Genomic DNA, 21,203 nt, shown 5'->3' on the forward strand with positions numbered 1-21,203 from the left:
CGCATCAGTGATCGTCAGCGCTGCCTTCGGCCGACCCATCCGTCCCATCGGCACAGCATAGACTTATGCAACGGATTTCCGGCGCAGCACACTAGCTCGTCGCCGCATTGGTACGGCCGGTCAGGCGCTCGTGGCGCTGCCGGGCCGCCTGCGCGGAGCCGAGGCCGAGCCCGAAGGCGATCGTCTGCCAGGTCAGGCCCCGTGCGCGGGCCAGGTCGAGCAGGCCCGCCTCCAGGGCGTCGAGGTCGGCCCGCACCCGCGGGATGAGGGTGAGCGCGGCGGTCAGGTCGGTCTCGTCGAACGGCTCCTCGTCCGGCTCGGGCTGGGCCGATCCCACCGCGAGGGACACCGACAGAGCGACCGCCTCGTACGGGTCCAGCACGTACGGATGCCGCCAGCGGTCGCGCCTGCTCGCGGTCGCGCCGTGGCGCTCGGCCAGCCGGGTCAGGGCAGCGAAGTCGCGGTGTGCACGAGCCCGCCCGGCGTCCGGCGGAACGAACGGGTCCTCATCGTGGATGTCAGCCATGGGCACAGCCAACCAGATAAACGGCCCGTTGTAAACATAATGTTGAACACGTCATGTTCAACCGCGTTCAAAGGTAATCGAAGAACCGGTCCCACCAGCTCTGACCCGAGGCCACGCACCGTCGTAGCGCTGCCACAACGGCTCTTCAGGGATAGCACATACCCGAGGCTGGCCAGCGCGTCGCCGATCCGGCCACGTCGTCGGGCTGGAGCAGCTCGGCCGCCTCCTCGTCCGTCCATACGCCCGGATTGTCGACGGCGAGCACCGCCATCCCGCCGAAATTGCTGATCGAGACAACGAGCCGGCTTCCGGTCGCGGTGAGCGCGGCAGGAACCTCGATGCGGCCGTGCAGGCTCGCGTCCCACGTGCCGGTCCACCTCGCACGCGCCGCCGAACGCGGCATCCAGCCGCTGCGCGAGCTGCTCGAACCGGGCCCGCTCGCGCCGACCGTCGTAGCCGGTCGGGAACTCCAGACCCTGTGGATCGTCCAGCGAGCGCAGCAGTCGCCACAACTCGTCATGATCGCTGAGCATGCCGTCACGCACCGGGCAGTGCGATGTGCTCGTAGGCCAAGGCCTTCTCCAGTGCCTGCTCGTCGGTCAGGTGCGGCGTGTGGTGGAACAGGTAGCCGACGACGTGCGGGCACTCGGTGATGCGCTCCAGCTCCTCGACCTTGTCGTCGACCTCTTCGTCCGGCGTGTGCACCAGCTCGGCCATGAGCGCCAAGGCGCGCCGGCGCTGCTCGGGCGTCAGGGTCCGCATCTGCTGCCCTCCCGGGCCGGTGTCGCTCGTGGCCATACCGGCTGGATGGTAGTGCTTAGGATGGGCCGCGCCATCGGACGTCTTCGCGGGGGAGTCAGGGACGTGACCTGGTTTGAGGGGCTTCTGCGGCGACGGCGACGGCAGCGGACGTGGTTCCGGATCGTGCTGGTGTCGGTGGTCGTGACCGGGCTGGTCGCCTTCTTCGGCTGGCCGCACTGGGTGCAGTACCAGGCGCGGCAGGAGAAGCAGGCACGCCAGGCGGCCATAGCCGAATACAAGCCGTTCGTTTTCCCGGCGATCCGCGCCCTGCTGGGATACGACTACCGCGACTTCGACGGTTCCGTCGCGCGTGGACAGTCCTTCCTCACAGGACCGTTCGCCGCCGAGTACACGGCCGCCATGGCCGCGCTGCGCCCGAGCGCCCTCGCGGAGCAGGCCGTTGTCACCGCGGAGGCCCGCAGTGTGGGCCTCCGCGAGTACGGGCAGCAAAGGGCCGAGGTGCTGGCCTACGTGACTCAGCGACGCATGACGAACGCGCTGGCCGGGGTTGAGATCACCGAATGCGAGGTCGTGGTCGCCCTGGAACGTGTCGGGTCGGAGTGGAAGGTGGCGAGGTTCGCCGTCCAGCCGTATCCCAACGTCCACCTCTCGCCCACGTCCACGCCGCGGCCATCGCCCTGACCGGGTCGCGCTGTCGTGCCAGCACAGCGTCGGTGCTCTCACCGGGGTCTGGTCGCGTGGCACTCGTCCAGGGCGGCCAGCAGGTCGGTCAGCCCGGACGAGGTCATCGAGACGCCGTTCGGAGCACGTCGATATTTGAGCTGTGCCGGGGTGGGGTAACGCGCGCCGTCAGTGAGGTCGATCCACAACACGGCGGCCCGTTCACCGTCCGGCCTGATGGTGAATTTCTCCACCTGCGAGAACGCGAACACCCGGTTCCGATGGCCGTCGCGTACGTGCAGGTGGGTTCCACTCGTCCAGATGCCGATCCGCAACTGCCCGCGGAACCACAGCGCTCCCCCGAGAAGCAGCAAGAGCCTGCCGATCCCTGCCTCGCGCACGCCGATCTCCACGATCCCGTAAACCGCCAGGGCCGCACAGATCCAGAACCCCAGCAGGCCCCCCAGCCGGCTGTCGGGGTCCGGTGTCAGGCGGCGCAGGGGCGCAAAGTTGGTCCGCATCAGCACGAGTGACATTCTGGGACAGGCACGCTTCAGCCGTCTGCCCCGAACCCGGCTGCCATGGCCGACGGGCTACCGGGAGTTCGCCGACGTCGAACGCCCACGAACCCCCGGTAGCCGTCGGCCGAGCAGCCGCTGCGCGCTCCATGCGGTGTCAGAACGTCTGAGCGCGGATCAGGAGCGCATCAGCGGCACCATCAGGTGTGTGCCGAGGACGTCGTTCATGACGGGCGGGGTCTGGGTGTCGTACTTGCCGGTGCCGGACCGCACCGACAGGAGCATCCGACCCAGCGCGCCCGGTGCCGTCTCGTACGCCTGCAGCGCCGAACCCCGGAAGATGACCGGCTTGTCGTACTGCGCGGCCAGCCGGACCATCACCCCGCCGATGAGTTTCTGACAGGTCGAGCACGGGGTGTTGGTCTGGTGCGCCTCGATGATGACCGCGAGCGTCGTCTCCTGGTTCAGGTTCACAGCGGCCGCCTCGACCCAGGCCAGGAACGCCTGGAACTCGGAGTGCGCGACGCCGGAGACGCCCGGGAGCTTGTGCGGCTCGACGGTGTCCTTGGCGGCGGCCGACTCCTGCTCGATCGCCCCGCCGACGCGGCGGACCACGGTCAGGCCGGCCAGCAGCGAGTTCCCGGACGCGCCGCCGGGCAGGGCCGTCCGGTGCAAAGCGGGGGCGGTGACGGTGTAGTAGGTGGTTGGGGCGGTGCGGAGCAGCACGTCGAGGGTGTCGGAAACCGCCCACAGGCTGTCGCCGGTGTGGGTCTGGCCACCCGCCTCGTACTCGTACCTCTCCCCGGTGAAACTCAGGTGATGGGGCATCTGCGCCTCCTGTGTCGGTCGGACACCGGTTAAGAGGCGGGACACGGGCCGGTGATACGCGGCGTCGTCACGGCAGCCGGGTCGGGTGTGCGACTCCGGCCAGGCCGTCCACGACACAGACCTGTCCGGCGTACGAGCAACCGCACGCGATCCATACTGAAAGTGGAAAGCATCTCCTACGGCGGGTAATCGATGGCTGAGTGGCTGTTCGTGGGCGTGTTCGGCGTATTCGTCGGGCACCACGGGAACTCGGTGGTGCAGCTCCCCGACGCCGAGGAAGACCGTCGGCATTCGCAACTGCACCATCTCCTCACAGTCGTCGGCACGCGAGTCCAGGAGCTGGTTCAGCTACGGCAGTGGCAGGCCGCGGGCGGGATGAGCCGCCAGCAGGTGATCATCGACCCGATCCTGACGGAGACGGACCGTCCCGTGGTCGGCCGGATCCGGCAACGCGACGAACCGGGTCACGAGGGAATCTGGTGCGAGTTGCTGCTACCCCGCGCCTGGCTGAGCCGACCGGTCGACGGGCTGCGCGCCGTGCAGGCGACCCGTGCCGTCCTCGCGACGCTGGACGCCGTCGGTTCGCGGTACGGGCTGGGTGTCATACCGGTGCGCAAACCTGCGTCCGGCGGGGGCGCGCCGGACGACCCGTTCACCGCCCCACCCCGGCACCGCAAACAGGCCATGGCGTACGCGTCAGAGTGGCTGGGAGAACTGCTGCAGGTCCTCGGACCTGACGAACTGCTGGTGGCGACCCGAACCGAGCGGTCCGGGCGGACGGCGGCAAAGCTCGACCGATTCATCGAGAACATGGGTGAACTCGTCGAACACGACGATCAAACTCTCCCCGACGGCAAGAAAGTCATGACGTGGAAAATCCGCGCGAACTGGTGAGCTGGTCGGTGGATGCGCCCGGCCTCGGGCGGCGGCACCAGCGGTCACTGCAGGACGCCGCGTCGTCGGCCGCGTCCTGGATCGAGCAGTGGCCGGGCTGCGTGAGCGCGACCGTCTCCGGGCCGATCCGGTTCCGTGTAGAGGTGTCGGCCCCTGGCGACGTTGCACTGCAACCGCCGGCAGCCGAACTGATCGACGGGGTCGTCGAGGTGTCCATCACCGTTGATCGGCAGGCGCTGGAAGGGTCCACGCCGCTGCTCCGCCGGCACGTCCTCGATGCCTTTCTGGCAGGAATCGAGCTGGGTGCGTCGGTCGCGCCGCATCAGCCGCCGATCGAGGTGTGGATCGAACCGGAGGACGAAGAGGAGACCGAGAAACTGCACCCGCTCGACGTTCTCGGCGCGGAGCTGTCGATGCTCGCCGAGGGCGAGGTGATGGTGATCCGGCCCCTCCGGGAAGGCGCGGACGGGCTGAGGCAGTACCACGAACTCGACGATGCCCTGGTTGCCCGGTTGGCTCGGTCGAAGCTGGGCGACCTGCTGGACACCTCGTCGCACCCCGACGCCGTCAGCTGGACCATACAGATCAGCCGCTCCCGATAACCGGGCTGGCTGCACCGGAGCGGGAGGAGTGCTGGTCGGCAACGCGAGCCGCCGCATGATCCAATGGGCCGATGGAACTCACCAAGCAGTTCAGCGAGCAGCAATACCGTAAGGCGCTGGACTCGTGGACCTGGCTGGATCTGGCCGGCAAGGCCCCTCGGTTCACGTCGCTGTTCGGTGACGTGTTCCTGGAATCCGCGGACGGGGCATGGTGGCACCTCGACACCTTCCAAGGCGAGCTCGTTCGGGGCTGGAACACCCGCGCCGACCTCATCGCCGAACTGGAGACCGAAGCGGGCCAGGACAGGTACCTGCTGGCCGGCCTCGCCATGGGCGCATACCACCGGCGTGCGCTTCGCCTGGAAGCCGACCAGGTCTACGCCTACGCCCCGCCGCCGATCATCACCGGCAGTTTCGACGTCGACCACATCGCCGTCTTCGACTTCGTCATCGCGGTGAACCTCGCCGGCCAACTCCACCTGCAGCTGAGGAGCAAGTCCGCATAGAAGCCCCCTGTGCGGGAGACGGCAAGGGCAGCTGGTCATCGGAACCACAACTCGTCAAAGACGGTCGGCCTGGTGCTGACCTAACGACCGGACATCTGTGGCGACAGCGCCAGAATTTGGCGACCGTTCCCAGCCCACAGATGCCCGGCTGATGGGTTCTTGCCGCAGTCTGACCTGGTTACCGTATGCACTTCATGACCTTGGGTAGCGGCGTGGAGGCACTGATGTCTGGTTACCGGTTCAACCCTCCGCCCGGTTGGCCCACTCCCCCGCCCGGATGGTCGCCACCGGCAGGGTGGACGCCGGATCCCTCGCTTCCGCAAGCCCCACCCGATTGGCAGTGGTGGCTCCCTGAGGTGCCCACTCCGCCGGTATCGCCGGCTCCCAAGGCCGTCATCCCCGCGCAGCAGGCGGCAATGGCGGCAGCCCCGACTCTTGTAGCACCGGCGGCCGGAGGACCGGGTAGCAGCCTTTTCGGACGCGGCAAGAAGCGGCTTGAGGACGAGAACCAGCTGCTGCGATCCGAGATCACCAGGCTGATGGGGCTCGACACCAGCGCGATCGCGGCGGAAACCGCCTCGTTCCAGACAGCCCTGCAACGCGCTCGGGGCGAATACCAGCAACTGCAGGCACAACTGACGAACGTGCGTGCCGAGCTCGTGCGATCCTCTGCGGAAGCCGAACTGCAAGAGGTCGCCATCTACGAGTACCGGCACCCGCTGGCCGATGCCGTCGCCTACAAGGAAAGGCTCGCCGACCTCAACGTCCGGATCAAGGATGCCGCCCGCACCGGCAACGCGGTGCAGGCCGCCACGGCGTGGACCGTCAACGGATCCCAGGCCGAGGGCCGAAAGATGATCAACGAGACCTCCAAGCTCATGCTGCGCGCCTACAACGCTGAAGCGGAGAACTGCGTCGCGCGGGTGCAGCCGCATCGACTGGACTCGACGATCGAACGGCTGACCAAAGTCACCGAGACCATCGCCCGTCTCGGCAAGACGATGAGCATCCGCATCTCTCCCGAGTACCACCAGCTACGCGTGTACGAACTCCGGCTGACCGCCGACTACCGCGCGAAGGTCGAGGAGGAGAAGGAGCGCATCCGCGAGGAGCGTGAGCGCATGCGCGAGGAGAAGGCCGCGGCGGCGGAGTTCGAGCGGGAGAAGGCCAGACTGGCCAAGGAGCAGTCGCATTACCAGGCGGCGCTGGCGAAGCTCACGGCAAAGGGCGACCTTGCGGCCGCGGCTGAAATCGAAGCGAAGCTCCAGGAGATCGGCGAGGCGATCGCCGGAGTCGAGGCTCGCGAGGCGAACATCCGGGCCGGCTACGTCTACGTGATCTCCAACATCGGTGCGTTCGGTCCCGGCATGGTGAAGATCGGCATGACCCGGCGGTTGGACCCCGAGGACCGGGTCCGTGAACTCGGTGACGCGTCCGTGCCCTTCCGCTTCGACATCCACGCGCTGATCTTCAGCGAGGACGCCGTCGGCCTTGAGGGCAAACTGCACGCAGCGCTGAGCGCCAAGCGGGTCAACCAGGTGAATCTGCGCCGGGAGTACTTCTACGCCACCCCTGCCGAGGTCCGGGAGTTGCTGAGCGAGATCGCCGGTCAGCACCTGCTCGAATACCGCGAGACGCCCGAAGCTTTGGAGTGGCGGGCCAGCCACGCCGACCGGGCGACAGATGGTGCAGCTGGTTAGGCGGAGTGTTCGTAGTGGTGCGGGTGCACCAGCGGGTCGCTGAGGACCACGAAGTCGACGACTTCCCAGAACTCCTTCACGCGAGGATGGGACAGTGCCTCGGCGCGGGTGAGCTTCTGCCCGAACAGAGCATCGTCCGAGGCGACCTCGGCGGCGTCGACCGCGGTCGCCGCCGGGTAGTCGCTGCCCGCGACCGGGCCGAACCGACAGCCGAAGGTCACGTGATCGTCGTATTCGCCCTGGCCCCAGGTGCCGAAGACGACGTCGATCCAGGTCTCGCGCACGTGGCCGTGGTCGTAGCAGGCCGCGAAGAACACCGCGTACGGCTGGTCGTCGCGGTTGACCATGGCCCAGGTGCGTCGGCTGGCGTTCCCGCAGCAGTCACAGGCATGGGTGGTGCCACCGCGCCAACCCTCATCGAACGTGAGCATGCCGCGCATTGTGGCCCGCGAGAGGATCTTCTGCAAAGCCAGAGCTGGAAGCACTTGAACCTGATGCACAGGTCAGGAGCCGTCGTCGTCAGGCCCTGACCTGTGCATCAGGCTGATCAGCTGCCGGGGAGAGCGGACCCCGAATCCGGCTGAGTCTCGTGCCGGCCTGCCATGCGCAGCTCAGCACGGGCCTGCCGTGCGCCGAGGCAGTCGGGTTGCAGGCAGATGCGGCACCGCCCGGAACGTTCACAGTTCCGGTGGCGGTGCAGCTCACGGTGCAGGAACTCCGCACGCTTGTCGCTAATCGGTTCGATGTAGGACCGCACGGATGCCTCCTTCGGTGATCGACCGACGTCCTCGGATCGGTGAGGTGCGCGGACACGGCCCGTGAACTGGGGATTCACGGAATGGCCGATGCCCGGTATCGTGCCGCGAATGACGACGGGGGATGGGCCGGGCGAGGTCCGGCGGTGGAAGCTGATCGCGCTGGTGAGCGCGCTCAGCTCGGTGGCGGCCGTGGCCGCGCTGGTCGGCTGGACCGCCCGCGGATGGGGTGGCGACGCCGCCCCCGCGAGCGCTACGTTCACCGGCGGCGGTCAAACCACCAGCAACCTCTGCGAGCCGCAGCAGGGCACCTGGCTCCGGACCGGAGCCGCCGTCAAGATCCTCAGCGCCGACGGCGAGCAGCTCGCCACGGGCAAGATTCTCAACGAGCCGGTGTGGAGCGACGGGGGTTGCCATCAGGAGTTCGTCGTGGACGGCATCCCCGAACGGCGCAGCGTGTACGTGGTGGAGGTCGGGCATTGGCGGCACCCGGTCACGGAGGAGCAGCTCCGCGCGAATACCGCCGAAGTCCTGCTGATCTAGCAGCGACACGGCGCACCCACGAACGCGCTTGGGGCGGCCCGCCTTCGCGCACCGCCGCCAGTGGCTGATAGACCACACGAGCTCGCGACGAGGCTTCCATGCCGTCGCGCTGAGCCGCGAACGTCGGTTCTGGCGGTCGGATGATCGCCTGAGCTTCTTCATGACCTCGCTCGGTCCGCCTGCGCCGACGACCACAGTTCGATCACCTGCCGCAGGTGGTCGGCGGCACCGGCGGCGAGCTTCACCGTGAGCCGACGGCGGCCTCTGACGAGTTCCACAATCCGTGCGTCGAGCAGCAGGTATACGACAGCACGAGCGGACTCCGCGGACACTCCGGCATCGGCCAGCTCCTGGTGCAACTCGCCGACCGACCATTCACGCGACGGGTCCGCGACCATGTGCGCGTAAATCGCCGCCCGACTCGGACTGTGCCTGGCCAGCAGACTTCCCGCCGAAACCAAGGTGATACCCCTTTCGACATCCGGGCGAGCCGTCGCTTATGGCTCGTTGGACAAGGTCACCGGCCGAGACGCGTGACGGCCACAGGGTGCGAGCCGGGGACGGCTGCCGCCCGGCCGGTGACTTGTGACAGCCCGCCGTGTCCTCTCCGCGATGACCGGTGGCACACCAGGTGTCGTGACCACCTTCGTCTCCGACGGATGCCCCAGACAGAGCGGCGATGACGCAGAGCTGATGCACGGCCGTTGCGCCGCCTCCGCTGATCTGCATGAATGGGTTCGGATCGTTTCATCGGACCGCAGAGGTGATCGTGAAGCGCGTCGGCCTGTCGCAACGCCGCAAGGCAGTCGGACTCAGTCAGGAGAAGCTCGCGGAGAACCTCGGGGTCGACCGGTCAACCGTCGTTCGATGGGAGGCGGGCGACACCATCCCACAGCCATGGCACCGACCACAGCTGGCACGGGCGCTGAAGGTCACCGTCGAACATCTTGATGTGCTGCTGGCCGGCCACGCTGAAGCGGCAGCGCCTCATGACGAGCGGCTGGAATACGCGCTGGCACACCCGTCCACCGTCGACACCATCATCGCGGCGGGGCTGCGGCACCAGATCCAAAAGCTCGACCGGCAGTACGACGACCTTCCTTCCAGCGCGCTGCTCGCGCCCGCAGGGCAGTTGCACGGACAGGCGGTATACCTGCGCTCACGTGCAAGTTCGGCGGCCGCACGGGACGAGCTGTGGGCGGCGGAGGCTGAATCCGCACTGCTCATGGGGCAGTTGACCTGGGATGCGTCGTATCGACGGGACCACCCGGGCGCGGACACCTACTTTGATCAAGCCATTGCCGCCGCCGGCCATGCGGGAACCGTCGTCGTGGCAGCACACGCTGAACTCCGCAAGAGTTACGTCGCGCTGTACGGCAGGAAGGATCCTCGCGGCGGGCTGACCCTTGCACAGCGCGCCGCAGACTCGGCGAAGGGGCACAGCACAGTGCTCGCGGGAATGGCCACGCTGCACGTCGGAGAGGCGCACGCCATGCTGAGCGATGCGCGTGGCTGCGAAGTCGCGCTGCATCGGGCGGAGCGGCTGCTCGGCGAAGTCCGCCCGGACGACCCCGCCGCCGCGCTGTTCTGCCGGAGCACCCACGGCAGGATCGCCGGTTCCTCGTACTTGCGTCTCGGTCTGCTGTCACGCGCCGAGCCGACGCTACGGTCCAGCCACACCTTGATGAACCACGAGCGGAAGTCCACGGCAATCGTGCTGGGCAACCTGTCCTTGGCCTGCATACGACAGCGCAAGCTTGATGAGGCGGTGAGCCATCTCCACCAGGCCATCGCCGTGTTGGAGCGCACCCGCGGCGGAGGCGGATTGAACGTGGCGTTCACCGCTGCGCGGGAGATGCTCCCCTGGCGCGACAACGCCGGAGTGTCCGAGGTGAGCGATAGGCTGCTCGCGTTGATGTCGGCAGCATGAGTGGAGCCAGCGTGATCGACCCCGCGATCGATCAGGCGAAGCAGGCAGCCAGGGAGAAGGTCTGGGCGCTGCTGCACGACGTCGGCGCGGCGCTTCCACCGGGAGCACACGGCAGGATTCCCAACTTCGTCGGCGCGGACCTCGCCGCCGACCGGCTCGCCTCACTCAACGCGTGGAAGAACGCCCGGGTCGTCAAGGCCAACCCCGACCCGGCCCAGCACCCGGTGCGGATCCAGGCCCTCCAGGAGGGCAAGCTCCTCTACATGGCGGTGCCCAGGCTCGCGACGCCGGAGCCGTTCTACCTGCTGGATCCCGCTGCCACCACGGAGATCAAGACGGTGACCACGGGTGACGGGGCCAGCCGCCACGCTCCGCGCGTCAACCTGGACCAGATGCGACAAGTCGATCTCATCGTGATGGGAAGCGTCGCGGTCAACCGTCGTGGCGTCCGTGTGGGCAAAGGCGCCGGCTACAGCGATATCGAGGTGGCTCTCCTGGCCGAAGCCGGGCTCATCGGACCCGAGACCGTCATTGTCACGACGGTCCACACGGCGCAGGTGCTTGACGAGGCCCTGCCTGAGACCGAGCACGACTTCAGCGTTGACGTCATCATCACGCCTGCGGAAACCATCTTCTGCCAGCCGCCACGAAGACCTGGCGGAATCGTGGCCAGTCACCTGACTGTCGACAAGGTCCGCGCCATCCCCGCCTTGACCCGGTTCACGGAGTGACACCGCCTCGGGCTACGGCCCGCCGACAGACTGGTCTGGGCAGAAGTCAACCTGCGCCCAGATTCGCTCCGGTGCGATTGAACGACACCGCCGAATCGCGCTTAGGAGCAGAGCGATGAACGGCCGCGCCACGGACCTTGTCATCGAAAGACACCGCGCAGCAGCAGTCCCACAGGCACGCGGTGAACTTCTCGCCGTCTACCGCGAGGCGTACGCCGATAAGATCCAGAATCCCTTCTCCGCCGAGACCCGGTTCCGGGAAAAGATCGAGGCCTACCATCAAGCTGCCCAAAAGCACGCCCAAAGGCAGCCATCCCAGCGCTCTGATGACCATGGCTCGCCTGACGTGCGGGCGCAAGGTTCCGTTGCGTGTTTGCGATGTGGCCTGTGGGCACGCGGAAGATGCATCGACTGCGATAAGCCGGTGTGCGCATCACATTCGAGGATCGACCAGGGGTGTCTTCGGTGCGATGACGACGCGGACGCCTACCTTGAGGCGCAGCGTCCCGAGCGTGAGGCTATGGCTGCACATCGCCGCCAGATGGAACAGCAAAGAAGAGACCTCGAAGCCCAGAGGCAGGCGGAGGCCGACAAGGCCCATGAGGCAGAAATGGAGCGTCGACGAAGACTTCCCGCGCTAAGTGGACGTTCCCTTGTTGACTACCTCCGTGGAAGCCGCAACGAGTACGACGAAGGCTCTGTTGGGGCCGTTACCGGTAGAGACCTGGCGGATGCCCTAATGCGGGCAGCAATCCCAACGCATCTCCAGGCCTATCAGGTACGGGAAACGCGACTATTCAAAAGGCCTGTAATTTATCGTGGTCAGGGTTGGGTTATCGATAGCAGTACAAATACCATGGATCCTGACTCCAGCTACAGCAATGCCACGAAGACCGTTCTCTTTGTCGACGGACGTGGTGCTGTAAAAGCTATGTGGTCCGCCGTAGAAAGACCTCCCGAACATCTCTACGAGGCCGACCTTGTTCGGAAATTGCGAGAGCAAATACGAGGCTCGGCGGGAAAGAGCCTGCTGTGATCACACCGCGAGTCGTATAGCAGCGTTGCCAAACGGTTCCGGCCGGGTCGCCCCGACGTCGAGAGGGTGCTCCGACACCGTGTTCGACCTCCCGCGACGGCACGGCAATCGGAAGTTTGAAGGCCGACGCCACGCCGTCTACAGGCAGTCGAGCGTGACTTTAGGCCGTCGTCAGGCCGTCAAACGGCGACCAACAACGACCGACGTTGGCTGATAACACGCAGCTGGACCAGCAGCTCAGAGGAATGCCGGAGGCCCGACTATGAGGACGACGGACGAGTCTGCCTGTGCGCCGGATTCTGTCCGCCAAAGGCCAGAGGGCCTGCCGATCATCAGCAGACCCTCTGGTGTGCGCACTTCTCGCGAGCAGCTCAGCTACCGGAGAAGGTGAACGTCGAGCCCGGCTGGGTCACGATGTTCCCCGTACCCGAGTTCGTGATCGTGACGTTCGACAGCGTCGCGCTACCCCGGGCCTGGGCCATGGCCAGCATGCCCGCGCCGTTGTTCGACTTGTCGATCTTCACGTTGGTGATGACCACCCCCGGAAGCTCACCCGCCTTGAACTGGATGCCGTCGTACGTCGAGTCGTAGATCTCGGTATCCCGAATCGTGACCCCCGGGATCGCGACCGTCGCCGCGAACAGCGTGATCGCGCCGAACTCCTGGTCCTCGTTCCAGAACGCCCCACCCGTGCGGTACAGCGCGTTGTTGGCGATCAGCGTCTGACCCGTGAAGGGGATCGGGTCGTGGTCGGTCGCCAGCATGATGCCCGGGTAGTTCATCGTGTCGTAGATCAGGTTGTTCTCGATCTTGTTGCCGTACCCGCCGTACACCGCGATCCCGTTCGCCCGCCACGGCAGCTGCACCGTGTTGTTGACGAACCGGTTGTCGTGCCCGATGTCGACCGACGTGTCCTTCACGTACTTGCTGGCCCAGACCGCGAGCGCGTCGTCGCCGTTGTTGCGGAACGACGAGTTGAACACGGTCGAGTTGCGGGTGCCGTTGGTGAAGTTGATGCCGTCGGCGTACGTGTTGCGCACGCGCATGCCGCTGAACTCCAGCCCGTCACCGGGTCCCCACAGCTCGGGGATGTTGGAGTAGTCGCGGCCGACCCAGGCGCCGACGTTCGCGTGCTCGATCCACACGTTGGTGATCTTCGTGCCGACGCCGAGCCGGCCGTTGATGCCGACGCCGCCTTCGGCGTTGCCGTCACCGCCGCGGATCCGGCCGGAGCCGAAGATCGCGATGTCGGAGATCTGGGTGTTCTTGTCGATGTCGAAGCCGAAGTTGCCCTCGTGCGGGTGGTTGATGCCGCCCGCGTTCTGCGGCTGGATCAGCGAGTAGAGGCGGGAGTGCCACATGCCCGCGCCCTTGATGACGACGTTGCTGATGCCGACCTGGTTGTGGGTGCCGCGGTTCAGCGGGTCGTCGGTCAGGATCTTCTGTTCCTGCCGCCACTGGCCCTCGGGGATCCACACGCAGCTGATCTGCCCGTTCTGGTCGGCGGTCACCGCGGCCTGGATGGCCGCCGTGTCGTCGAGGCCGTCGTTGGGCACCGCGCCGTAGTTGGTGATCGAGGTGCACTCGCTGGGCTTGCTCAGCGGCGCGGCCACCTGCTCAAGATCGATCATATCGATGATGTAGAAGGAGGCGTTGTCACCGGAGTCGCGCTGCAGCTTGAACTTCGTGCCCGGCGGGTACGAGGTGCCCAGCAGCGCGTTCGACTCGTCGAACAGCCGGCGCGCGTTGGCCGACGGGGTGTTGGTCAGGCCCTCGGGGTCGTCGGTGGTGCCGTAGAGCCAGCTGTGCACCGAGGACAGGGTGAGCTTGCGGTTGAACGTGCCGTTGACGTACAGGCTGATCGTGAAGTCCTGGCCACCGCCGCCGGCGGCGTCGGGGACCGAGTTGCGGACGACGATCGAGTTGGCCTGGTTGGTCGAGGTGAACTCGACGTACTGGCCCTGGGTGGTCAGGCGCACCGACTTGCGGCCCGAGGACTCGGTGGCGAAGTTGGTGTGCCCGAAGGTGCGCAGGGCGTCCGTCTGCAGCAGTTCGCCCTGGTAGGCGGCGGACTCGGCCTCGTACGAGGTGTACGGGACGGCCGCGCCCCGCCCGACGACGATCGACGAGGTCAGCGAGTTGTTGGTCTCGTTGGTCTCGGTGACGACGTTGGTGGCGTCGGCGCCGGCGGTGATGGTCGCGCCGCCGCTGGTGGCGGTCCAGGTGCCGTTGACGGCCACGTTGACGGTGGCGCCCGCGGCGATGGACGCGGTGTTGGTGTTGAGGGTGGTGGAGCCGACCGTCACCCGGGTGACCGTGGTGGTGCCGGAGGCCGTGGTGCCGCGGTTGTTGACGGTCACGGTGAAGCTGACCGCCGCGCCGACGGCCGGGTTGGCCGGGTTCGTGGAGATGCCGGTGACCTGCAGGTCAGGGCCGGGGGCCTGGGCCACGACGAGGTTGCTCGCGGCGTTGGCGGTGTTGTTGTTCTCGTTCTTCTCGACGACCGTGCTGGCGTTGTCGGCGCGGGCGCTGACGGCGTACGTGCCCTGGCCGAGGTTGCCGATCGGCAGGCTCACCGACTGCGAGCCGCCGGCGGCGATGGCCGCGACGTCGACGGTGCCCTTGAGCGCGCCGTCGAGGTAGAGGCCCACCTTGGAGGCGGGGGCGGACAGGTCGCCGATGTTGTTGACGGTGGCGGTCAGCGAGATGCTCGACGCCTCGTTCGGCGAGGACGGGGTCCACGACACGTTGCTGACGGTGAGGTCAGGGTTCGGCGCGGGGGTGCCGCAGACCTCGAACTCCGCGACCTGGCCCGAGGGGGCGCCGGTGTTGGAGTTGAAGGACAGCCGCACGTCGGCGGTGGTCGCCGAGACGGGGACGCTCACCACGTTGTTGCCCTGGGTGAACTGGTAGCTCGCCGCCGACACCAGGTTGGTGTAAGTGGAGGAGGACTGCTCACGGCCCAGGATCTGGAAGTTCTGGGTACGCGTGCCCCACGAGGCGTCCGGGTTCAGCTTGACGTTGACCTGGGTGACGACGTGGTTGCCGCCGAGCGCCACGGTGAGCGTCGCCGGGTAGCCGCCGCCCTCCCAGTAGGTGCCGAGCTGGCCGTCGTTGGCCTTGTCCGGGGTGAACGTGAACGTGGAGCCGTTCGCGGTCATGGTCTTGCCGGACGCGACGTTGACGCAGCCGGGCTGCTGGGTGCCGGTGCGGGTGACGGTGTTGCTGTTGGCCGACACGTTGCCCGCGTTGTCGCGCGCCCGCACGTAGTACTGCACGGTCGCCGTGGCGGCCTGGGTGTCGTTCCACGTGGTCACGGTGCCGACCTGCGCGGCCAGCGCGCCGTCGCGGAACACGTCGTAGCCCGCCAGGCCGCTGCCGCCGGTGTCGGTCGACGCGCCCCAGTTCAGGGTGATCGTCGTGCCGGAGGTGCTGTGGCTCAGCGTGCCGGGCGTGCTCGGCGGGGTGGTGTCGGTCGTGGTGCCGGTGCGGGTGACGGTGTTGCTGTTGCCGGAGACGTTGCCGGCGTTGTCACGCGCCCGCACGTAGTAGGACACCGTGGCCGTGGCGGGCTGGGTGTCGTTCCACGTGGTGACGGTGCCGACCTGAGCGGCCAGCGCGCCGTTGCGGAAGATGTCGTAGCCGGCCAGGCCGCTGCCGCCCGCGTTGTCGGTCGACGCGCCCCAGTTGAGCGTGATCGTCGTGCCGGAGGTGCTGTGGCTCAGCGTGCCGGGCGTGCTCGGGGCGGTGGTGTCGGGTGTGGTCCCGGTGCGGGTGACCGTGTTGCTGTTGGCCGACACGTTGCCCGCGACGTCACGGGCCCGCACGTAGTAGGACACGGTGGCCGTGGTCGGCTGGGTGTCCTGCCAGGTGGTGACCGCGCCGACCTGGGCGGCCAGGGCGCCGTTGCGGTAGATGTCGTAGCCCGCGAGGCCGCTGCCGCCGGAGTTGTCGGTCGACGCGCCCCAGTTCAGGGTGATCGTGGTGCCGGAGGCGCCGAGGGTCAGGTTCGACGGCACGCTCGGGGCGGTGGTGTCGGGGGTGCCGGCGCCGGGCCCGTACACCTCGATCTCGGAGAGCTGGCCCGCCGGCCACGCGGAGTTGGCGGTGATGTTGATCCGCACGTACCGGGTGGTGGTCTGGGTGAAGTTGATCGTCACCGAGTTGCCGGCCACGGCCGGGTTGAAGGTGTACGACGCCGAGCCGACGATGTCGGTGAACGTCGAGCCGTTGGTGCTGCCCTGGACCGCGAGGGTCTGCGAGCGGGTGCCCCAGCCGGAGGTGGGCAGCTTCAGCACGACGCGGTTGACCGCGACGGACGAGCCGAGGTCGACGGTGGCCCACTCGGGGAACGAGTTGTTGACGCTCTCCCAGTAGGTGCCCTGGTTGCCGTCGACGGTGCGGGACACGTCGTAGACGTCGGCGTGGCCGCTCTCGGTGGTCGGGCGGCCCTGGGCGAGGTTGGTCGACGCGCTCGCGGTGCCGTAGATCTCCAGCTCGGAGAGCTGCGCGGCGGCCCAGCCGGTGTTGGCGCTGATGTTGACGCGCACGTACCGGGGCGAGGTCGCCGGGAAGTTGATGGTCACCGAGTTGTTGGCGACCGACGGGTTGAAGCTGTAGCCCTGCGAGGCGACGATGTCGCTGAAGCTGGAGCCGTTGGTGCTGCCCTGCACGGACAGGGTCTGGGTGCGGGTGCCCCAGCCGGCGGGCAGCTTCAGCACGACCTGGTCGATGGCGGTGGCCGCGCCGAGGTCGATCTGGGCCCACTGCGGCAGGGAGCCGGAGCTCTCCCAGTAGCTGCCCTGGTTGCCGTCGTTGAGGTTGCCGGTCACGTAGGGGCCGTTGACCGAGCTGGCGGAGGTCGTTTTGCCGGACGACAGGTTGGGGCCGCCGGCCGCTTGCGCGACCGCCGCCCACCCGGCGGTGGCGATCATGGCAGCGGCGACCGCGGTCGCCACCACTCTGATCGGAGTCCTGGTTCTCATCACTGTCCTTTGTCACGGAGGGACGGTTCCGCGGGTGGACGGGGATCCACACGCGTTGCGGTGAAACGGGTGACCGATCAGCCGCGACGGTGAGCGGGGCCGTGCGGTTGATGTTTTGCAGGCGTGGTGTAACCGCTGACGTGGCGGGGCGTGAACTCAGCCCGGGCCGCGTGGAGGTGATCGACCAGTGCGTACGAATGCCGACGTCATACCGGGCCTCTCCCGAATGGATGGAGAACACCGGCAGGTGAGCGGCCTGCAGGGAACTTGCACAAGCTAACGACAAAACTAAACATCTGTTTGTCGAAATCTTGCACTGCGTCGGGGGCAACGTTACCGACACGTCACGAACACGTCAACACTTCGACGGTCGTGAGCCGACGAACGGATGAGATGTGCACACGACGACATGGCCATCCGGACGGAATCCGGATGGCCATGTGTCCACTCTCGACGGTGCGCTCAGCCCGCGGCCAGCACCTCGCGCAGTCGCGCGGCGAACGCCGCCGGGTCGCCGGTGAACCCGATGTGGTCGCCGGGGAACATCGTCGGCTCGATGTCCAGCTGCGTCGCCAGCGCCCGCGAGGTGCGGTCGCAGAGCTGGCCGGTCGATTCCTCGCCGATGCCGACCACGAGCCGGGCGCCGCACTTGCGCAGCGCCGCCGCGTCCGGCACGAAGCTGACCGTCGGCAGCAGCATGTGGGCGTACTGGAAGTGCTCGTCGGCGACCGACTGCGCGTCGCGCTCGCCGCCGACGATGGCCTCGAACACGAACGGGGGCAGCTCGATGTTCGCGATCTTGAGGAACTTCGCGAACGCGCCCCGGTGGTCCCCGCCGAGGTAGGTGGCGATCATGTCGTCGGTCGCGACCCGCAGCTCCGCCCGGTCCTCGACCAGCTCGTCCAGCGGCGGCTCGTGGGCGATGAGCGTGCTCACCAGGTCGGGCCGGGCCTCGGTGAGGGCCAGCGCGCTGACCGCGCCGCCGCTGGAGCCGAGCACCACGGCCGGGCCGGCATCGAGGTGGGTGATCAGCCGGGCCAGGTCGTCGCCGCGTTGCTGCGGGGTCGAGTCCTGGTCGCGGTCGTCGACCGAGCTGCGGAAGATGCCCCGCGGGTCGGTGGTGAGCACGGTGTGGTCGGTCGCCAGCAGCTCGGCCAGCGGCGTGAACGCGCGGGCGTCCATCGGCGCACCGATCAGCACGATCAGCGGTCCGGCGCCCCGGACCTCGTAGTGCAGCCGTGCGCCGGGCACCTCCAGGACGGCGGCGGGCACGGTCGAAACGTCGTTCATCAGGGCTCCCTAGCAGGTGAGATGGCTCTCGTACCTGAATGAGACCGGGCGCGTGCGGCAGAATCGTCGCTTGTGAGCGAACTTTTCTCCGCGCCGCCCGGGGACGACCCCGACCTGGCCGCCGCGCGGGGCGGGGACGACGCCGCGTTCACCCGGCTCGTCGAGCCGCTGCGCGCCGAGTTGCACGCGCACTGCTACCGGATGCTGGGCTCGGCCCACGACGCCGACGACGCGCTGCAGGACGCGCTGCTGCGGGCCTGGCGCGGGCTGGCGGGCTTCGCCGGGCGCGGCTCGGTGCGGTCGTGGCTCTACACCGTGGCCACCCGCACCTGCCTGGACCTCGTCGAGGCGCGCGGGCGGCGGGCACTGCCGATGGACCTTGGCCCCGCCAGCGCCCACGCGGTGCTCGGGCACACCCCGCTGACCGAGGTCGCCTGGCTCGGGCCGTACGCCGGTGCGGGTCTGGGGTCCGGTCCGGCCGGGCCGGGCGCGCGCTACGAGCAGCGCGAGGCGGTCGAACTGGCGTTCGTGGCCGCGCTGCAGCACCTGCCGGGCAACCAGCGGGCGGCGCTGCTGCTGTTCGAGGTGCTGGGGTTCTCCGTCGCCGAGATCGCCGCGATCATGGACACGTCGACCACCTCGGTGAACTCCGCGCTGGCCCGCGCCCGCCGGATCGTGGCGGAGAAGGCGCCCTCCCCCAGCCAGCAGCAGACCCTGCGCAAGATCGGCGACGCGCGGGTGCGGGAGGTGGTGAGCCGGTTCGCCCAGGCGCTGGAGCGCGGCGACGCCGACGCCCTGATCACCCTGCTGGTCGAGGACGTGACCTGGTCCATGCCGCCGCTGCCGAACTGGTACCACGGCTTGGCCGCGGTCACGGACTTCGCGGTAAGCGTCCCGCTGACCTCGTGCGGATCCTGGCGGCACCTGCCGGTCGACGCCAACGGCCAGCCCGCGGTGGCCTGCTACCTGCGGCCCGGCGACGAGGGCGAGCACCTGCCCTGGTCGGTCACCGTGCTGACCCTGCGCGACGACCGCATCGCCGAGGTCACCTCGTTCCTCGGCGATGAGCACTTCGCCCTCTTCGGCCTGCCCCGGTCACTGCCCTGACTCGCGCCCGCCACCCGCCGCGAGCGGGTGCCAGGACTCACCATGATCGTTCGACTTGCCCGGCAAGTGGGCGAATGAACGGTCAAGATACGAACAGGTGCCAGGCAAGTCCGATGACCTTGAGGGGTGCGCGGTCACGCGGCGGCGGGGACGGGTTCTTGCTCGTCCTCGTGGGCGATGCGGGTCATCTCGCGCCACAGCAGCACGACGAAGGCCGCCGAGCCGGCGAAGGCGAACCAGAACGGCGCGGTGACGCCGTAGTGGGTGGCCAGCACGCCGCCGATGACCGAGCCGACGACCAGCCCGCCGAAGACGCAGATGGTGTTGAGGCTGTTCACCCGGCCCTGCAGCTGCTCAGGCACGGCCCGCTGGCGCACCGTGACCGAGGTGGTGCCCCAGACGAACGCGTGCGCCCCGAACACGAAGAAGATCGCCGAGGCGACCACCGGTGAGTTCGTGACCGCCAGGCCGAGGTGGGTGAGCGTCTCGATGATCAGCCCGACGCGCATCACGTTGCCCAGGCTCACCCGGCGGGTGATCGCGCCGTACAGCGCGGTGCCGAGCAGGCCGCCCACCGCCGAGACGGTGGTGAGCAGGCCGAACCCGATCGCGCCGAGGCCGAGCTGCTCCTGGGCGTAGAGGACGAGCACCGACCAGGCGGCCCCGAAGGTCACGTTGAAGATCAAGATCGTGAGCACGAGGGTACGCACGGCCGCGTGGTTCACCGTCCAGCGGAATCCTTCGGCGACGTCGCGCCGCAGGCTGCGCTCCTGCTGCGCGGGCCGCTCCCGGACCGGCAGCCGCACCCGCGACACCAGGACCACGGCCGCGGCGACCAGCACGACCTCGGTCGCGAACGGCCAGGCCGTGCCCGCGGCGAACAACGCCGCCCCGATCGGCGGGCCGATCAGCTGGTTGAGGGTGATGAAGCCGGTCTGCAGCCGGGCGTTGGCCACGGCCAGGTCGTCGCGGTGCACCAGCATCGGCGTCAGGGTGCCCGCGGTGTTGTCGGCGAACACCTCGGCGACGGTCAGCAGGCCGATCGCCGCCAGCGCGCCGATCGCGGTCAGCGCGCCGGTGAGCATCATCGCCACGAGTCCGGTCAGCACCATGACCCGGGCCAGGTTCGCCACGATCATGATCAGGCGGCGGTCGTGCCGGTCCGACAGCACTCCGGCATACAGGCCGAACACCAGTGGCGGGGCCCAGCGCAGCAGCGCGGCCAGCGAGATCAGGAACGGGTCGTCGGTCAGCGAGGTGACCAGCAGCGGCCCGGCCGCGAGCGCCACCCCGTCGCCGAGGTTGCTCGACCAGGATGAGGCCAGCAGCCAGCGGTAGCCGGCGCCGAGCCGGGCGGGCACGACGGAGTCGACTAGCCTGCGCACAAGGTCGAGACCCTACGTGGACGCGCGGCCGGACCGCAACGCGTATTCACCGGCCGGCGAAGCCGATCACGGCGAGCACCGCCGAGGCGAGCGCCAGGACTCCCGAGACGGCCTCGCCGCGCGCGGTGAACCGGCCGGCGCCCCAGCGCTGCGGGAACAGGACGTCGTCGGCGCGGCGGGCCTTGACGATGACGTACGCCGCGTAGGTGTTGAGCAGGGTCGCGCCGACCGCCACCGCGGGCAGCAGCCAGGAGTTCCAGACGGCGAGCGCGACGCTCAGCACCAGGCCGACTGCGCCGGACAGGGCCGCGGGCAGGCCGGCCGCCTGCCAGGTGCGCGCCTCGGTGAGGGCCGAGCGGGTCCGTGCCCGGCCGCCGGGCTGCATCCGTGCGGCTGCGGCGGCTCGGCGGGCCCGGACTTCGCGGCGTGACTTCGGCATGGGAGG

General features: G+C 68.4%; 21 protein-coding genes. 9 read left to right on the forward strand and 12 right to left on the reverse strand.

The window, feature by feature from the left end:
- Positions 1-91: 91 nt before the first annotated feature.
- The 3 genes from AB0B66_RS41045 to AB0B66_RS41055 all read right to left on the reverse strand — a co-directional run bounded on the left by AB0B66_RS41045 (position 92) and on the right by AB0B66_RS41055 (position 1,324).
- Positions 92-526, reverse strand: a complete 435-nt coding sequence (locus tag AB0B66_RS41045) for a DNA-binding protein (RefSeq protein ID WP_360540584.1) — start codon at positions 524-526, stop codon at positions 92-94.
- Between the two features lie 145 nt (positions 527-671).
- Positions 672-929: a hypothetical protein gene (locus tag AB0B66_RS41050; protein ID WP_360540586.1), complete on the reverse strand. Its 258-nt coding sequence runs from the start codon at positions 927-929 to the stop codon at positions 672-674.
- 134 nt (positions 930-1,063) lie between these two features.
- On the reverse strand, positions 1,064-1,324 hold the full coding sequence (locus AB0B66_RS41055; RefSeq protein ID WP_360540588.1) for a hypothetical protein: 261 nt from the start codon (positions 1,322-1,324) through the stop codon (positions 1,064-1,066).
- A 126-nt stretch (positions 1,325-1,450) separates the two neighbouring features.
- Between AB0B66_RS41055 and AB0B66_RS41060 the strand changes: the two genes are divergently transcribed.
- On the forward strand, positions 1,451-1,969 hold the full coding sequence (locus AB0B66_RS41060) for a hypothetical protein (protein WP_360540590.1): 519 nt from the start codon (positions 1,451-1,453) through the stop codon (positions 1,967-1,969).
- A 38-nt stretch (positions 1,970-2,007) separates the two neighbouring features.
- On the opposite strand, the gene AB0B66_RS41065 is transcribed toward AB0B66_RS41060, so the two are convergent.
- Both AB0B66_RS41065 and AB0B66_RS41070 read right to left on the reverse strand, forming a co-directional pair.
- Entirely contained in the window at positions 2,008-2,475 is a 468-nt protein-coding gene (locus AB0B66_RS41065; RefSeq protein ID WP_360540592.1) for a hypothetical protein, read from the reverse strand.
- 168 nt (positions 2,476-2,643) lie between these two features.
- Entirely contained in the window at positions 2,644-3,294 is a 651-nt protein-coding gene (locus AB0B66_RS41070; RefSeq protein ID WP_360540594.1) for a hypothetical protein, read from the reverse strand.
- 210 nt (positions 3,295-3,504) lie between these two features.
- Here AB0B66_RS41070 and AB0B66_RS41075 point away from each other — a divergent pair, with 210 nt between their 5' ends.
- The 4 genes from AB0B66_RS41075 to AB0B66_RS41090 all read left to right on the forward strand — a co-directional run bounded on the left by AB0B66_RS41075 (position 3,505) and on the right by AB0B66_RS41090 (position 6,996).
- Entirely contained in the window at positions 3,505-4,188 is a 684-nt protein-coding gene (locus tag AB0B66_RS41075) for a hypothetical protein (RefSeq protein WP_360540596.1), read from the forward strand.
- Positions 4,164-4,790, forward strand: coding sequence for a hypothetical protein (locus tag AB0B66_RS41080; protein WP_360540598.1), 627 nt, complete (start codon positions 4,164-4,166; stop codon positions 4,788-4,790). Before AB0B66_RS41075 ends, AB0B66_RS41080 begins: the two co-directional genes overlap by 25 nt.
- A 71-nt stretch (positions 4,791-4,861) precedes the next feature.
- On the forward strand, positions 4,862-5,296 hold the full coding sequence (locus tag AB0B66_RS41085) for a hypothetical protein (protein ID WP_360540600.1): 435 nt from the start codon (positions 4,862-4,864) through the stop codon (positions 5,294-5,296).
- Positions 5,297-5,652: 356 nt separating this feature from the next.
- The gene (locus AB0B66_RS41090; protein ID WP_360540602.1) at positions 5,653-6,996 is read left to right on the forward strand and encodes a DUF4041 domain-containing protein; all 1,344 of its coding nucleotides are present in this window, start codon (positions 5,653-5,655) and stop codon (positions 6,994-6,996) included.
- On the opposite strand, the gene AB0B66_RS41095 is transcribed toward AB0B66_RS41090, so the two are convergent.
- A complete protein-coding gene (locus tag AB0B66_RS41095) occupies positions 6,993-7,427 on the reverse strand; it encodes a hypothetical protein (RefSeq protein ID WP_360540604.1) in 435 nt (144 codons plus the stop codon). The genes AB0B66_RS41090 and AB0B66_RS41095 overlap by 4 nt on opposite strands.
- Positions 7,428-7,862: 435 nt before the next feature.
- Here AB0B66_RS41095 and AB0B66_RS41100 point away from each other — a divergent pair, with 435 nt between their 5' ends.
- The gene (locus AB0B66_RS41100) at positions 7,863-8,294 is read left to right on the forward strand and encodes a hypothetical protein (RefSeq protein ID WP_360540605.1); all 432 of its coding nucleotides are present in this window, start codon (positions 7,863-7,865) and stop codon (positions 8,292-8,294) included.
- A gap of 158 nt (positions 8,295-8,452) precedes the next feature.
- Here the strand turns inward: AB0B66_RS41100 and AB0B66_RS41105 are convergent, their stop codons facing one another.
- On the reverse strand, positions 8,453-8,692 hold the full coding sequence (locus AB0B66_RS41105; RefSeq protein ID WP_360540607.1) for a hypothetical protein: 240 nt from the start codon (positions 8,690-8,692) through the stop codon (positions 8,453-8,455).
- Between the two features lie 329 nt (positions 8,693-9,021).
- Between AB0B66_RS41105 and AB0B66_RS41110 the strand changes: the two genes are divergently transcribed.
- Together AB0B66_RS41110 and AB0B66_RS41115 are read left to right on the forward strand one after the other, a co-directional pair.
- Positions 9,022-10,224, forward strand: a complete 1,203-nt coding sequence (locus tag AB0B66_RS41110; protein WP_360540609.1) for a helix-turn-helix transcriptional regulator — start codon at positions 9,022-9,024, stop codon at positions 10,222-10,224.
- Positions 10,225-10,235: 11 nt separating this feature from the next.
- Positions 10,236-10,955, forward strand: coding sequence for a 5-formyltetrahydrofolate cyclo-ligase (locus tag AB0B66_RS41115; RefSeq protein WP_360540611.1), 720 nt, complete (start codon positions 10,236-10,238; stop codon positions 10,953-10,955).
- Positions 10,956-11,001: 46 nt separating this feature from the next.
- Here the strand turns inward: AB0B66_RS41115 and AB0B66_RS41120 are convergent, their stop codons facing one another.
- From AB0B66_RS41120 to AB0B66_RS41130, 3 genes are all read right to left on the reverse strand, one after another.
- A complete protein-coding gene (locus tag AB0B66_RS41120) occupies positions 11,002-11,289 on the reverse strand; it encodes a hypothetical protein (protein WP_360540613.1) in 288 nt (95 codons plus the stop codon).
- Positions 11,290-12,362: 1,073 nt separating this feature from the next.
- Positions 12,363-16,976: a discoidin domain-containing protein gene (locus tag AB0B66_RS41125; protein ID WP_360540615.1), complete on the reverse strand. Its 4,614-nt coding sequence runs from the start codon at positions 16,974-16,976 to the stop codon at positions 12,363-12,365.
- Between the two features lie 462 nt (positions 16,977-17,438).
- On the reverse strand, positions 17,439-18,266 hold the full coding sequence (locus AB0B66_RS41130; RefSeq protein ID WP_360540617.1) for an alpha/beta hydrolase: 828 nt from the start codon (positions 18,264-18,266) through the stop codon (positions 17,439-17,441).
- Positions 18,267-18,338: 72 nt separating this feature from the next.
- Between AB0B66_RS41130 and AB0B66_RS41135 the strand changes: the two genes are divergently transcribed.
- Positions 18,339-19,373 (forward strand): sigma-70 family RNA polymerase sigma factor, encoded by a 1,035-nt coding sequence (locus AB0B66_RS41135; RefSeq protein ID WP_360540619.1) that lies wholly within the window; start codon positions 18,339-18,341, stop codon positions 19,371-19,373.
- Positions 19,374-19,507: 134 nt separating this feature from the next.
- Here the strand turns inward: AB0B66_RS41135 and AB0B66_RS41140 are convergent, their stop codons facing one another.
- Both AB0B66_RS41140 and AB0B66_RS41145 read right to left on the reverse strand, forming a co-directional pair.
- Positions 19,508-20,758: an MFS transporter gene (locus AB0B66_RS41140; RefSeq protein WP_360540621.1), complete on the reverse strand. Its 1,251-nt coding sequence runs from the start codon at positions 20,756-20,758 to the stop codon at positions 19,508-19,510.
- 46 nt (positions 20,759-20,804) lie between these two features.
- Positions 20,805-21,197, reverse strand: a complete 393-nt coding sequence (locus AB0B66_RS41145) for a hypothetical protein (protein WP_360540623.1) — start codon at positions 21,195-21,197, stop codon at positions 20,805-20,807.
- Positions 21,198-21,203: the final 6 nt, after the last annotated feature.

It is taken from the genome of Catellatospora sp. NPDC049111 (assembly GCF_040648615.1).
In the GTDB taxonomy this organism is placed as follows: domain Bacteria; phylum Actinomycetota; class Actinomycetes; order Mycobacteriales; family Micromonosporaceae; genus Catellatospora; species Catellatospora aurea.

Excerpts from the sequence above, each read along its gene's own strand:
- AB0B66_RS41085 (WP_360540600.1), top strand. The coding sequence starts at position 4,862 with ATGGAACTCACCAAGCAGTTCAGCGAGCAGCAATACCGTAAGGCGCTG.
- AB0B66_RS41050 (WP_360540586.1), bottom strand. The coding sequence starts at position 929 with ATGCCGCGTTCGGCGGCGCGTGCGAGGTGGACCGGCACGTGGGACGCG.
- AB0B66_RS41110 (WP_360540609.1), top strand. The coding sequence starts at position 9,022 with ATGAATGGGTTCGGATCGTTTCATCGGACCGCAGAGGTGATCGTGAAG.
- AB0B66_RS41130 (WP_360540617.1), bottom strand. The coding sequence starts at position 18,266 with ATGAACGACGTTTCGACCGTGCCCGCCGCCGTCCTGGAGGTGCCCGGC.
- AB0B66_RS41095 (WP_360540604.1), bottom strand. The coding sequence starts at position 7,427 with ATGCTCACGTTCGATGAGGGTTGGCGCGGTGGCACCACCCATGCCTGT.
- AB0B66_RS41105 (WP_360540607.1), bottom strand. The coding sequence starts at position 8,692 with ATGGTCGCGGACCCGTCGCGTGAATGGTCGGTCGGCGAGTTGCACCAG.
- AB0B66_RS41100 (WP_360540605.1), top strand. The coding sequence starts at position 7,863 with ATGACGACGGGGGATGGGCCGGGCGAGGTCCGGCGGTGGAAGCTGATC.
- AB0B66_RS41120 (WP_360540613.1), bottom strand. The coding sequence starts at position 11,289 with ATGGTCATCAGAGCGCTGGGATGGCTGCCTTTGGGCGTGCTTTTGGGC.
- AB0B66_RS41055 (WP_360540588.1), bottom strand. The coding sequence starts at position 1,324 with ATGGCCACGAGCGACACCGGCCCGGGAGGGCAGCAGATGCGGACCCTG.
- AB0B66_RS41070 (WP_360540594.1), bottom strand. The coding sequence starts at position 3,294 with ATGCCCCATCACCTGAGTTTCACCGGGGAGAGGTACGAGTACGAGGCG.
- AB0B66_RS41145 (WP_360540623.1), bottom strand. The coding sequence starts at position 21,197 with ATGCCGAAGTCACGCCGCGAAGTCCGGGCCCGCCGAGCCGCCGCAGCC.
- AB0B66_RS41045 (WP_360540584.1), bottom strand. The coding sequence starts at position 526 with ATGGCTGACATCCACGATGAGGACCCGTTCGTTCCGCCGGACGCCGGG.
- AB0B66_RS41125 (WP_360540615.1), bottom strand. The coding sequence starts at position 16,976 with ATGAGAACCAGGACTCCGATCAGAGTGGTGGCGACCGCGGTCGCCGCT.